The organism is Vibrio quintilis, from assembly GCF_024529975.1.
GTDB lineage: Bacteria > Pseudomonadota > Gammaproteobacteria > Enterobacterales > Vibrionaceae > Vibrio > Vibrio quintilis.
Genome location: NZ_AP024897.1, coordinates 3,582,335 through 3,595,142, shown reverse-complemented (window position 1 = coordinate 3,595,142; position 12,808 = coordinate 3,582,335). Strand labels below are relative to the sequence as shown.

The following is a 12,808-nucleotide window of genomic DNA, read 5'->3' as shown; positions in this document are numbered from 1 at the left end:
TGTATCGCGTTGTCATCTTCAATCAGATACAGCGCATCATTTAGATTCAATGAAATAAGGAGTTGTATGAAGCGAACAAACTATACCCGGAGAAGGTGGCTGATCCTGACAGCCGGATGTTTTATCAATTTGTGTATCGGGTCGATGTATGCCTGGAGTGTGTTCTCTGCACCGATGGCCGACTATTTAAGTCAGCTGAACGGCGCGCACATTACGGCGGCTGATTTGGCGATTGTTTTTGTGGTTGCGAACTCAATCGGACCGGTGACGATGATTTCAGGTGGCCGGATTAACGATACGTTCGGACCGAGACTGGTGATTCTTGGCGGCGGGCTGATGTTCGGTGGCGGGATGGTGCTGTCTGGTTTTGCTACCAGTGTTACGCATCTGATTATTGGCTACGGCCTGTTAACGGGGCTGGGACTGGGGATGGTTTACGGCGCGACCATCAGTACATCGATTAAGTTTTTCCCGGATAAACGGGGACTGGTTGGTGGATTGAGTACAGCGTTATTTGGTATCAGTTCTGTGATTATTCCGCCAGTTGCTGCTGCAATTACCCAGCATATGGGTATCTTGTCTTCTTTTAAGATTATTGGCCTGGCGTTTACCGTGATCGTTTGTGTCAGTGGTTTCTTTATTGAGAAGTGTCCTGACGGATTCAAACCCGATGGCTGGACGCCACCACAAAAATCGGCTGCTGCATTGCAGGCTGATTTTACCTGGAAACAGATGCTGGGAACGTCCACTTTTTATATTTTACTGATTCTGCTGACGTGTGGCGCTGTGGCCGGACTGATGTGCATTGCACTGGCTGCGCCGCTGGCCAGACAGATGATTGGTATGTCCGTCGCTTCGGCAACTGCTGCGGTTTCAACTCTGGCGTTATTCAATGTTTCCGGCCGGGTGGCTGCCGGTGTGCTTTCCGACAAAATTGGCCGGGTGAATACACTGGCGCTGGCCTGTATTCTTTCGATTGGCGGATTATACCTGTTATATATCGCAGGACAGGGCGATGTGAAAACCTTCTATATCGGTATTTCTGTGATTGGCGTGTGTTTTGGTGCTTTTATGGGCGTATTTCCCGGTTTAACCGCCGATCAGTTCGGGGCGAAAAACAACAGTGTCAACTTCGGCATTATGTTTTGTGGCTTTGCCATTGCCGGTTATGTCGGCCCGACGATTATGCGCCAGGTCTTTGATGCCTCCGGCAGTTTCAAAGGTGCATTCTTAATTGGTATCGGATTCAGTCTGGCTGGATTTGTACTGACCTGTATTTATCACCTTGTCCATAAAAAAACAGCGCAGAAAGTCGTGGCAGAAAATTATTAATCGTTTCCTGATAACCGGTTCTGCCTTTTTTTGTGAGCGACAGCATGATCGGGAACCGGATTATTTAAGTGAAACGAGTGACATCAGCAACAAAAAATGGTCAAATACACCTCGGTAGTTTCCATATATGTAAACTTTATGGTGGTAAAGAGAGCTGGTGAACGATCTGAAACGGGAATACAGCGGTGAACGGTTAAGGGTTGTCCATTGTGAGGGAGCTATAGAAAGCTTCCGGGATGCGTTGACGAAGGTCGCACCATACAAGCGCAAGCCGACTCTGGTGATGCATATGGTCAGACAGATTGAAACCCTGGCGAATCTGGGGCGTCTGTCCGGCCTGCATTTTCCGAAAGAAGCTGAATTACCAAATGGTTCTCATTTCTACGCGTTGAAAAGAATTCCGGTCAGAGGATATTGCTGGTTTTCCAAAAAATATCCCCGTACGGTTTATATCAGTCATTATGTTTTTAAATCCAGAGACAAACTGAGTGATCAGGATCGTCACCGGGTGATAGCCAGCTGGCGGAATACAGAGGGATAAATGATGAGTGCAAGAGAGATGTTCTTTCCTGAAGGAACAGAGTTCAGTGAAGCAGAAGAGCGTGCATTTGCCAGAGATGATTTGATTTACATGGTCACAGAAACATTACTGATGGCGATGGAAGACAAAGAGATCAGTAAAGTTGAGCTGGCGAAACGGCTGAACAAATCAAAGTCGCATGTCAGCCGTTTACTGGATGGATCCAGAAATATGACGCTGGCTTCTTTATCCGATATCTGTTTTGCGCTTGGTATTCAACCCGAGGTCAGAATACCGGTTGAATTACCGGAGACATACCAGAAAGCGCCAAAGTGGAGTTCAGTACAGGTCAAACCGCTTACCATAAAAAACAAAACCCGCTATAAACGTGCCGGTAACGTGCTGAAAGTCGAAAAAGCCGGCTGGACAAACTACAACAAGGTAGCCTGATGATGAACAAGCAAGCACAATTACAGATTGACCAAATCAATATGCGTGGTCTGGTGGTCGAAGTTGACGAAGAGACCGAGCTGGAAGATTTTGAGGGCAGTCACCTGAGACATATGCAAATCCTGAAATATTTCGATAAAGTCAGAGAACTGCTGCCTGAAGCTGCGCCGGATCAGGGAAACGAAAATTCACCATATATTTACCGGTTTTATATGACGTTGGGGATACGGAGTCTTTCCGATGAAGACGCCGGTCATCCGGATCAGAATGCTGTGAGTCCAATGCTGATCATTCAGGCTGACTATGTGATTCAGTATTTGTCTGAACGTAAACTGTCAGAGAAAGACTGTTTAGATTTTGCCGAATATGAAGTGTATTTACATCTGTGGCCTTATTTCCGGGAAGTGGTTCAGTCTTCATGCAGCAGACTGGGGATTGAGTGCCTGACAGTACCAGCGTATCCGGAGTGATTCAGGTTTCCATCTGCGGTGGTATATTCGCTGCGCCAGTGCATTTATCTGATGCTCAGCAATCCGCTTACCTGTTTATGGAATCGATGAAATTTAAGCACAGCGTGAATTACCTCTGAATCCTGCAGCCATCAAAAATAAATCTCATCACTATACCCAAGCAACCCTGCATCTTCAGGTTGCTTGGGTATAAACCTACAATCTTTGTTAAAAAACAGACAATCGACATTTTGTTGGTTGTCTGTTTTATTTCTTATCATTATATCTTGTTGATTTTAAATTAATAAATTTACCTGTTTGAATTGGCGTACTTTTCGCACCCTGATGTAGGAATTGTTTTCTTTAACATCCTATGGAGGGAACCTGATATGGCAATTCGTCAATGTGCAATTTACGGAAAGGGCGGGATTGGTAAATCAACCACGACTCAAAACCTTGTGGCCGCTCTGGCTGAAGCAGGTAAAAAAGTCATGATTATCGGTTGTGACCCGAAAGCGGACTCTACCCGCCTGATTCTTCACTCAAAAGCGCAAAACACGATTATGGAAATGGCTGCTGAAGCTGGCTCTGTTGAAGATATCGAATTGGAAGATGTATTAAAAGTGGGTTACGGCGATGTGCGCTGTGTTGAGTCTGGTGGTCCTGAGCCTGGTGTGGGTTGTGCCGGTCGCGGGGTTATTACGGCGATTAACTTCCTTGAAGAAGAAGGCGCTTACGAAGACGAGCTGGACTTTGTGTTTTATGACGTACTGGGTGACGTTGTGTGTGGCGGTTTCGCGATGCCAATCCGTGAAAACAAAGCACAGGAAATCTATATCGTTGTTTCCGGTGAAATGATGGCGATGTATGCAGCAAACAACATCTCAAAAGGGATTTGTAAGTATGCAGCTACTGGTTCAGTTCGCCTTGCTGGTTTGATTTGTAACTCACGGAATACAGACCGTGAAGATGAGCTGATTATGGCACTGGCAGCGAAACTGGGGACGCAAATGATTCACTTTGTACCGCGGGATAACGTGGTTCAGCGTGCAGAAATCCGCCGGATGACGGTCATCGAATATGATCCGAAATGTAATCAGGCTGATGAGTACCGCACCCTGGCACAAAAAGTTATCGACAACCAACTGTTCGTTGTGCCTGAACCAGCCACGATGGATGAACTGGAAGAGCTGCTGATGGAATTCGGTATTATCGATGAAGAAGATGAATCCATCATTGGTAAAACAGCAGATGAAGAAGTTGCTGCCTGAGCAGGTTTGTTCAGTGCTTTCCTTAAAAATCATTGCATGAGGGAAACTATATGTCGATGAGTAAAGAACAAGCCCAGGCGCTGATCGATGAAGTGCTTGAAGTTTATCCTGAAGCTGCGAAGCAGGATCGTGCCAGGCACATGACCGTGAACGACAGCAGTGAAGACAGTGCAAAGTGCATTGTATCAAACCGTAAATCCGTTCCCGGTGTAATGACGGTTCGTGGTTGTGCTTACGCAGGTTCGAAAGGTGTGGTCTGGGGGCCGGTGAAAGATATGATTCATATTTCTCACGGTCCGGTTGGGTGTGGTCAGTATTCCCGTGCGGGACGCCGGAACTACTATACCGGTACAACGGGTGTGGATTCATTCGGTACGCTGAATGTCACGACTGACTTCCAGGAACGGGATATCGTTTTTGGCGGAGATAAAAAACTTTCTTCAGCGATTGATGAGCTGGAGCAGTTATTCCCGCTGACCAAAGGGATTTCTGTTCAGTCAGAATGTCCGGTTGGTTTGATTGGAGACGATATCGAAGCGGTTGCCCGTCTGAAAGGGGAAGAAATCGGTAAGAAAATCATTCCGGTCCGCTGTGAAGGTTTCCGTGGGGTTTCCCAGTCTTTAGGTCACCACATTGCGAACGATACCTTCCGTGATTATGTGTTCGATGAAGAGAATCAGTCAGAGGTTGAAACCACAGACTATGATGTGGCAATTATCGGTGACTATAACATCGGTGGTGACGCATGGTCTTCGCGGATCATTCTGGAAGATATGGGATTGCGTGTGGTTGCGCAATGGTCGGGTGACGGTACTTTACCTGAACTGGAAAATACCCCCAAAGTGAAACTGAACCTGGTTCACTGTTACCGTTCAATGAACTACATCGTTCGTTATATGGAAGAGAAACACGGAATTCCATGGGTTGAATATAACCTGTTTGGTCCGGCGAAAATTGAATCTTCTATGCGTAAGATTGCGTCTTACTTTGACGAAAAAATCCAGAAGCAAACGGAAGAAGTCATTGCCCGCTATAAAGAGCAGTGGAATGCAGTGATTGAGAAATATCGCCCGCGTCTTGAAGGTAAAAAAGTCATGCTGTATGTCGGTGGTTTGCGTCCGCGCCATATCATCGGGGCTTACGAAGATTTGGGTATGGAAGTTGTGGGTGCCGGTTATGAGTTTGCGCATAACGATGACTACGTTAAAACCACGCCTGATGTGAAAGATGCCACGCTGCTGTTTGATGATGCGAGTGCTTATGAGCTTGAGGAATTTGTGAAACGCCTGAATCCGGACATTGTTGGCTCCGGGGTGAAGGAAAAATATGTGTTCCACAAAATGGGTTATCCGTTCCGTCAGATGCATAGCTGGGATTACTCCGGTCCTTACCACGGTGTCGATGGTTTTGCGATTTTTGCCCGCGATATGGATATGACGATTAATAACCCGTGCTGGAAAAACATGCAGGCACCGTGGTTAGCAGAAAAGTCTGAAGATGATGCATTAGCGAAATCTGCTTAAAGGTTATTGACTGAACCCCCAGGAAAGGATTTCCAATTAATTTAACCGGGCCGGCGTTCACGGATTAGTGGCACGGCAGGAGAAGACTCATGGCTCAAAAAGTTGAAGATATAAAAGCTGGGTATAAATTATTCCAGCAACCGGAGTATCAAAAGCTTATCAAGAATAAGCGGGATACGTTTGAGAATGCTGTGGATACCGCCAAAGTGAAAGAAACCTTTGAGTGGACCACAACAGAGGAATACAAAGAACTGAACTTTGCCCGTAAGCATATCACCATTGACCCGGCGAAAGCCTGTCAGCCTCTTGGCGCGGTATTATGCTCTCTGGGATTTGAAAAGACCTTACCTTATGTACATGGTTCTCAGGGATGTGTGGCCTATTTCAGAACTTACTTTAACCGTCATTTCAAAGAGCCGGTTGCCTGTGTTTCTGACTCAATGACCGAAGATGCAGCGGTATTTGGTGGACAGGACAATATATTTAACGGTCTGGAAAATGCGTACGCGTTATACAAACCGGAAGTGATTGCCGTATCCACAACCTGTATGGCTGAGGTTATCGGGGACGATTTGAATGCCTTTATCGGTAATGCGAAAGATAAAGGTCATTTGCCGGAAGATGTGCCGACACCATTTGCACATACACCGAGTTTTGTCGGTAGCCATACCACAGGCTGGGATAATATGTTCGAAGGGGTGCTCAAGTACTTTACGGCGCAGTCGATGGAAGACAAAACACCTGGCAGTAACGGCAAGATTAACATTGTTCCCGGATTCGAAACTTATCTGGGTAACTATCGCGTGATCCGCCGGATGCTGGATGAAATGGATGTGGATTATTCATTCCTGTCTGATCCATCTGAAGTGCTGGATACACCGGCTGATGGTGAATACCGGATGTATTCAGGTGGTACGCCGATTGCTGAAGTGAAAGATGCACCGAATGCAAAAGCAACGCTGCTTTTACAGCCGTCACAATTGGTCAAAACCAAAAAGTTCATTGAAACCATGTGGAAACAGGATGTACCTAAATTCAACATTCCGATGGGCCTTGAATGGACGGATGACTTTGTCATGAAAGTCTCTGAGTTAACCGGAAAGACAATCCCGGAATCGATCACCAAAGAGCGTGGCCGGTTAGTGGATATGATGACTGACTCACACACCTGGCTGCACGGTGTCACTGTTTCGCTGTACGGCGACCCTGACTATCTGATGGGGATGTGTAAGTTCCTGACCGAACTGGGTTGTGAAATCAAACATGTGCTTTGCCACAACGCCAATAAACGCTGGAAGAAACAGATGGAAGCTCAGCTGGCAGAATCACCTTATAGTGAAAATGCGCAGGTCTTCTTCAATAAAGACTTATGGCATCTGCGTTCTCTGATGTTTACCGAGAAACCGGATCTGCTGATCGGTAACTCATACGGTAAGTTCATTCAGCGCGATACGCTGGCGAAAGGTCCTGAGTTTGAAGTTCCGCTGGTGCGTATCGGCTTCCCGATTTTTGACCGCCACCACCTCCATCGCCAGTCAACACTGGGTTATGAAGGGGCAATGTATGTTTTGACAACACTGGTCAATGAAGTGTTAGAGAAACTGGATCGTGACACGATTGAAATGGGTAAAACAGATCTTGGATTTGATCTGGTCCGTTAAGTGTCAAATCAGGTCAGGCTGGCGCGGCCGCGTCAGCCTGACCTCCTTAACCAGATAACCTTAACCAGATAACAGGGATGGAACAGAGATGGCGAATGTGATGATTCAATATAACGAGCATGGGAAGCTCTCGCTCTATTTAGCAAAGAAAGATTTAGAAGAAGAGATCATCCACTTTGAATTTGATGAAGAAGATAAGTGGGGCGGAGAAGTGCATTTAAGCGGTGGTGCGATTTACTACATCGACCCGAGGGACAGCAAACCGAATCTGCCGATTACTGTCAGGGCTAAAAGGTTGCAGGCAGCCTGACCGCTTTCGTCTCAAACAGAACCGAAGTCTGTGAAGCTCAATTTTACAGACGCTCACATCGTCAGGAGGCAATGAAGATGCAACAATCTTATATTTCCGAACAAGCGGCTTTACGCGTCGCTATTGCGACCCGCCTGCTCCCCAATGTGGGGATGAGTTCTCTGCTGGGGCTGCTGATTCAGCATCTCGGAGAGCCTTTGTCTGAAGACAAACTGGCCGGAATTTCTCCCAAAGCATTTCGTGTGATGGTGAATTCTCTGGGGGAAGGACCAAGCCGTAAGGATGTAACTAACGCACTGGCTGCATTAACTAATCCGGAAACCAGTGATGTTGAAGCGCCGGTGGTGACGGCCACCACACCATTGGATGGTCCGACAATCAAAGTCGCAGTGACTTCTAATCAGGGAGAAATGATCAACGGGCATTACGGCTCATGTATGCGGGTGTTGATTTATGAAGTCGGTACCGAGAGTCATCAACTGATTGATGTCCGGAGCATTCGTGCTGATCTGACCGGTGAAGCCCGTTCCGGTTATATGGTTGATCTGATCCGTGATTGTCAGATGCTGTTTACGCTGTCTATTGGTGGTCCGGCTGCTGCCAGAGTGACCCGGGCGAATATTCATCCTATCAAGAAAGCGACGCCCGTTCCGGCGGCTCAGGTGCTCGCCGAGTTGTCAGGTGTCCTTGGTAATCACCCACCCCCATGGCTGAAAAAAATCATGGGAATGGAATCATCAACCGAACTGATGATGGAGGGCTGAAATGCATGACAGATTACAATCTGCCGGCGTGAGTCCGGAGATCATCACACAAATCGGCAGCTGGCTTGAGTCTCACTCATGTCAGTCAGAAGCCGGGCTGAAACCTTTAAAAGCGCAATATCCGGAACTGGTGTTTACATTGTGCTCTGAAGATGACATGGGTTTTCACGAACCCTGGCACTCTTTCTCCTATTTTGACCTTCATCTCGTGGCGCATAACCTCAGTGGTTGTAGCTCTTTGACTCCCAGTCCGGAGATGTGTTCAGGTCTTGTGATTGCGCTTCACGAAGAGTGAAGCGCCTTTTTATTCCTGAATTTTTATCCCGGACTTTTTCTGTCAGGTTGTTTGGGTATATACCAGATTCCTGATTTCTGGCTTTGTGTTCGCCTTCCCGCTATGTTCACCTTCCCGCTATGTTCCTTTTCCAGCCTGAGTGACTGTTTTTGTGTGTTTTTTGTACAAATAATAATGAGTTTGTAAATAATACTGTTAATGATAATTAAAATCATTTATTGTGCGAACAAATTAAATCGCTGATACCTATTTTATCCGGTTATGTTTTGTAGTCATCAATCACCTCATCAACACTTCCGTGCGAAATTTATAAAAACAATATCCTTTCAGGGGAACGTCAGACCCGCTTTATTAATATTTTAATTCAATCATAAATCTTCAAAAGGCATTGAAATCTATGAAAAAAAGATCAACTTTGGTGTTTGCTTCTTTTGCGGTTATTTCACCGCTGACCTATGCTGATGCTCCTGACAGTGAGTCAGAAACCATCAGTCCGCTGGTTGTTGTCGGGCAGGAAAAAACCAGTTATACCCAACAATATCTGGCCGGTGCACTGGATAGTGTTACCCGCGATGAAATTGAAGGAGCGCATGTTGATAATGCGCTTGAGCTGTTTACCAAACTGCCGGGTGTTCATATGGCGCCGTGGGGGCAGGGCGTTTTTGAATCAGAAATTGGTATCCGGGGCTTTGCTGCTGATGGGTCGACGCCGCATGCTAAATTGTTAATTGATGGGATTCCGTCGAACTTAAATGCTGGCTACAACGATATGTCACAGCTGTTCTCCGGTAATATTCAATCGATCAATGTGTATAAAGGGACCAGCGATCCCCGCTATGGTCTGTACAACCTCGCCGGTAGCTATAATGTTGAAACCCGTTCGGATACCGGACGCAGTATACAGGCAACTGCCGGTAGCTTTGATGCCCGTGAACTTCAGGGATACTGGGGGCTTCAAACCGGAAACCTGCAACACAGCTATTCTTTTGGTTACCGGAAATCAGAAGGTTATCGTGACCACGATAATGTTGAAAAATACGGTGCTTCCGGCCGTTGGTTCTATGACATCAATGAGGCAACGACGCTCGGTTTTATCGCCCGTATTATGCGGATGGATACCGATGCTCCCGGCTTTTTACTGTCCGAAAAAGAAGCGCATGACAACCCGCAACAGTCAGCCAGCTTCTCCAGTGAAGATGGGGGGCAGAAAGATACCGATTCATTCAGCGTTCATGTCGATCATCACTTCTCTGAAAATGTTTCCTGGTCGCTGAAATCTTACTTCAATCACTTTGATCGCCAGCGTTGGGTCCGGTTCCGGGATATCTGGTCGCTTCAGGAACGGATTTATGATGAAAAGCACTATGGCATGATTTCAACCCTGACCTGGGATGTTGCAGATAACTGGCAGATTCAGTGGGGAGCGAATTACGAGAAGCAGGATGTCATCGAGCAACGCTGGAGAACCATTAATAACCAGCGTATTCGTGATGAAGGTAATGCAATATGGAACTTCCACTATAACTACAATAATTACGGCACCTATGTTCAGGTTGATAACTCACCGGTGCAATGGCTATCGTGGAATGCAGCCCTGAGAGCCGACCGCCTCAGCGGAGATTTCACGTCGAAAGATAACGATGGTGTCAGCACTGAAAAAGAGATGTACAACTTTGGCACGATTCTGCAGCCGAAACTGAATGTCTTTGTTTATCCGACAGAGGATGTCGTGTTGTTTGCCAACTATGGCCGGACGTTCCAGCCGGTATTCAGCCAGAGTGCTTACACTTCGGGTGATCGTGATGCCCGGGATATTTCCATCAATGATGGTTGGGAAGTTGGTGCAAAATGGCAGGTTTCTGACGCGTTGCAAACCCGTTTGTCTTACTGGGAACAGTATGCCAAAGACGAGTTCGTGCTTGTGAACGGTGTGGAAAGAAACGTTGGTAAGACTTTGCGCCGCGGAGTTGATGCCGGTGTTGACTGGATGGCGACTGACTCGCTGACACTGTGGGGGAATTACTCAATCACGGATACTGAAATTCTGACCGAAGGTGAGAATAAAGGGAATGAGCTGCGCAGTATTCCTGATTATACCGCGTCAGTGGGAAGTACTTATGCAATCACTTCTGATTTGACATGGCGCCTGCACTACGACCTTCAGGGTGATTACCAAATCAATGAAGCGAATGTCGGCGGTAAATCCGGTGGTTACGCACTGCTGAACACTAATGTGGAATATAAGACCAGCTGGGGATCTGTCAATCTGCAGGTGAATAACCTGCTGGACAAATACTATGAGTATGTCTTTGATTTCACCAGCGATGCATCCGGTACAATCATCCGTGCTCCGGGTGATGGCATCAACATGAATATTTCAGCAACTTATGAGTTTTAATTTATTGATAGTTGATTCCTGAGCTTGCTTATGATGAACATGCCAGCCACAAGGCTGGCATTTTTTATGTCTGAGATCCCCGGGCAACCTGCATGTTCAGGGTTTTGGGTAGACAGCGCTCCTGGCCGGTTCAAATAAAATCACCTTGTTTCGTGGCTTACCACCCAGACCATACATCCGAAAAATAAATTGTCACCTTTCCGACAATTCTCCTGACAATCTCGTCGCGCTTAAAAATAAATATTTAAAAATCAATGGATTACTGATGGCTTATTCCTTGCAGCATTTTCAGCAACCTGTCGCTTAAAGACAGAAAGCTTTTGCAACACATGTTCAAACGGACTGAACAAACCAACCGCCGGAGGCGTTATCGCGATGAAACAGTCAGAAATCAAACTATTGCAGGACGAACCTGCCTGCGAACATAACAGCGGCAGTAAATCTGGTTGTAGTAAAGCCACACCCGGCGCAACAGCGGGAGGGTGCTGTTTTGATGGCGCACAAATCAGCCTGCTGCCAATTGCTGATGTCGGCCATATTGTTCACGGCCCGATCGCCTGCGCAGGAAACAGCTGGAATAACCGCGGGACGCGGGCGACCGGCAGAAACTTATTCCGCTACGGTTTTACCACCGATCTGAACGAACAGGACGTGATTATGGGACGGGCGGAGAAACGCCTGTTACATGCGATCAAACAGCTGATTACTGAATACCAGCCACCTGCAGTCTTTGTCTATATGACCTGCGTTCCTGCGCTTGAAGGCAACGACATTGAAGCCATCTGTGCTCTGGCGCAGGAGAAATGGGAAATTCCGGTGATTGCAGTGGATGCCGCGGGTTTTTATGGCAATAAAAATCTCGGTAACCGGATTGCCGGGAATGTGATGGTGGAAAAAGTCGCCGGTACGGCAGAGCCGCCACAGAAGCCGGTGATGTCGCATGATCCTTCCCGGCAGGTACACGATATAGTGTTGATTGGTGAATACAATATCGCCGGTGAATTCTGGCATGTCTCCCCGCTGTTTGAAGAACTCGGGCTGCGGGTGTTGTGCTGTATGGCCGGTGATACACAATTCCATCAGATTCAGACCATTCACCGGGCGGATGCGGCGATGGTAGTCTGTTCTCGGGCTCAAATTAACGTTGCGCGTAAACTGGAAGAAAAATGGGATGTGCCGTGGTTTGAAGGCAGCTTCTACGGTATTGATGACACCTCACTGGCGCTGCGCTCTTTTGCCCGGTTGTTGAATGATCCGAAACTCACCGAAGAAACGGAAGCCCTGATCGAGCGGGAAGAAACCCGAACCCGCCAGTTGCTCGCACCTTTCAGGCAGCAACTGAGCGGAAAGAAAGCACTGCTGTATACCGGTGGGGTGAAATCCTGGTCGGTGATTACCGCCCTGAAAGAGCTGGGGATTGAAGTGGTGGCGACAGGCACGCGCAAATCTACTCAGTCGGACAAGAAACGTATCATTGAAATCATGGGTGAAGATGCGTTGATGCTGGATGAAGGCGGCGCAAGGCTGCTGCTGGACACTTACTATCAGCACAATGCGGATGTCATGATTGCCGGTGGACGGAATATGTACACGGCACTGAAAGCGCGTTTGCCGTTTCTGGATATTAACCAGGAACGGGAACACGCTTATGCAGGTTATCGCGGCATGGTTACGCTTGCTGAAGAGTTGTGCCGCACCATCAACAGCCCGGTTTGGCAGGCTGCAAGAAGCCCGGCTCCCTGGAGCGGGAATGTAACATCTCCGGTGAGTCAGACCGTCGAACTGATGTCACTGAATCATCAAAACCGTATTCATCCGGATCATCAATAAAGGGG

At 47.3% G+C, this 12,808-nt stretch carries 12 protein-coding genes; all 12 read left to right on the top strand.

The window, feature by feature from the left end; all coding sequences use genetic code 11:
* The first annotated feature begins 66 nt into the window (after positions 1-66).
* Positions 67-1,332, top strand: a complete 1,266-nt coding sequence (locus tag OC443_RS16450) for an L-lactate MFS transporter (protein WP_234976381.1) — start codon at positions 67-69, stop codon at positions 1,330-1,332.
* 157 nt (positions 1,333-1,489) lie between these two features.
* Positions 1,490-1,873 (top strand): hypothetical protein, encoded by a 384-nt coding sequence (locus OC443_RS16445; protein ID WP_143169321.1) that lies wholly within the window; start codon positions 1,490-1,492, stop codon positions 1,871-1,873.
* A complete protein-coding gene (locus tag OC443_RS16440; RefSeq protein ID WP_083601619.1) occupies positions 1,874-2,302 on the top strand; it encodes a helix-turn-helix domain-containing protein in 429 nt (142 codons plus the stop codon).
* Positions 2,302-2,772 carry a hypothetical protein gene (locus tag OC443_RS16435; RefSeq protein WP_073583171.1) on the top strand — a complete coding sequence of 157 codons (471 nt, stop codon included), beginning with the start codon at positions 2,302-2,304 and terminating at the stop codon, positions 2,770-2,772. The genes OC443_RS16440 and OC443_RS16435 overlap by 1 nt, the downstream gene beginning before the upstream one ends.
* A 368-nt stretch (positions 2,773-3,140) precedes the next feature.
* Positions 3,141-4,022, top strand: coding sequence for a nitrogenase iron protein (gene nifH, locus OC443_RS16430; RefSeq protein WP_073583169.1), 882 nt, complete (start codon positions 3,141-3,143; stop codon positions 4,020-4,022).
* 50 nt (positions 4,023-4,072) lie between these two features.
* Positions 4,073-5,545, top strand: coding sequence for a nitrogenase molybdenum-iron protein alpha chain (gene nifD, locus OC443_RS16425; RefSeq protein ID WP_073583167.1), 1,473 nt, complete (start codon positions 4,073-4,075; stop codon positions 5,543-5,545).
* An 89-nt stretch (positions 5,546-5,634) separates the two neighbouring features.
* Positions 5,635-7,206 carry a nitrogenase molybdenum-iron protein subunit beta gene (gene nifK, locus OC443_RS16420; protein ID WP_073583165.1) on the top strand — a complete coding sequence of 524 codons (1,572 nt, stop codon included), beginning with the start codon at positions 5,635-5,637 and terminating at the stop codon, positions 7,204-7,206.
* An 88-nt stretch (positions 7,207-7,294) separates the two neighbouring features.
* Positions 7,295-7,516: a putative nitrogen fixation protein NifT gene (nifT, locus tag OC443_RS16415; RefSeq protein ID WP_073583163.1), complete on the top strand. Its 222-nt coding sequence runs from the start codon at positions 7,295-7,297 to the stop codon at positions 7,514-7,516.
* Positions 7,517-7,593: 77 nt separating this feature from the next.
* Positions 7,594-8,280 carry a NifB/NifX family molybdenum-iron cluster-binding protein gene (locus OC443_RS16410; RefSeq protein WP_073583161.1) on the top strand — a complete coding sequence of 229 codons (687 nt, stop codon included), beginning with the start codon at positions 7,594-7,596 and terminating at the stop codon, positions 8,278-8,280.
* A gap of 1 nt (position 8,281) precedes the next feature.
* The gene (locus OC443_RS16405; RefSeq protein WP_073583159.1) at positions 8,282-8,575 is read left to right on the top strand and encodes a hypothetical protein; all 294 of its coding nucleotides are present in this window, start codon (positions 8,282-8,284) and stop codon (positions 8,573-8,575) included.
* A gap of 397 nt (positions 8,576-8,972) precedes the next feature.
* Complete coding sequence (locus OC443_RS16400) at positions 8,973-10,973, top strand: TonB-dependent receptor (RefSeq protein WP_073583157.1); 2,001 nt, start codon at positions 8,973-8,975, stop codon at positions 10,971-10,973.
* Between the two features lie 375 nt (positions 10,974-11,348).
* Positions 11,349-12,803 (top strand): nitrogenase iron-molybdenum cofactor biosynthesis protein NifE, encoded by a 1,455-nt coding sequence (gene nifE / locus OC443_RS16395; RefSeq protein ID WP_073583155.1) that lies wholly within the window; start codon positions 11,349-11,351, stop codon positions 12,801-12,803.
* Positions 12,804-12,808 lie beyond the last annotated feature (5 nt).

What these genes read in the sequence shown, in the direction of transcription:
- OC443_RS16450 (WP_234976381.1), top strand. Translation starts at nt 67, where the DNA reads ATGAAGCGAACAAACTATACCCGGAGAAGGTGGCTGATCCTGACAGCC.
- OC443_RS16440 (WP_083601619.1), top strand. Translation starts at nt 1,874, where the DNA reads ATGATGAGTGCAAGAGAGATGTTCTTTCCTGAAGGAACAGAGTTCAGT.
- OC443_RS16435 (WP_073583171.1), top strand. Translation starts at nt 2,302, where the DNA reads ATGATGAACAAGCAAGCACAATTACAGATTGACCAAATCAATATGCGT.
- nifH (WP_073583169.1), top strand. Translation starts at nt 3,141, where the DNA reads ATGGCAATTCGTCAATGTGCAATTTACGGAAAGGGCGGGATTGGTAAA.
- nifD (WP_073583167.1), top strand. Translation starts at nt 4,073, where the DNA reads ATGTCGATGAGTAAAGAACAAGCCCAGGCGCTGATCGATGAAGTGCTT.
- nifK (WP_073583165.1), top strand. Translation starts at nt 5,635, where the DNA reads ATGGCTCAAAAAGTTGAAGATATAAAAGCTGGGTATAAATTATTCCAG.
- nifT (WP_073583163.1), top strand. Translation starts at nt 7,295, where the DNA reads ATGGCGAATGTGATGATTCAATATAACGAGCATGGGAAGCTCTCGCTC.
- OC443_RS16410 (WP_073583161.1), top strand. Translation starts at nt 7,594, where the DNA reads ATGCAACAATCTTATATTTCCGAACAAGCGGCTTTACGCGTCGCTATT.
- OC443_RS16405 (WP_073583159.1), top strand. Translation starts at nt 8,282, where the DNA reads ATGCATGACAGATTACAATCTGCCGGCGTGAGTCCGGAGATCATCACA.
- OC443_RS16400 (WP_073583157.1), top strand. Translation starts at nt 8,973, where the DNA reads ATGAAAAAAAGATCAACTTTGGTGTTTGCTTCTTTTGCGGTTATTTCA.
- nifE (WP_073583155.1), top strand. Translation starts at nt 11,349, where the DNA reads ATGAAACAGTCAGAAATCAAACTATTGCAGGACGAACCTGCCTGCGAA.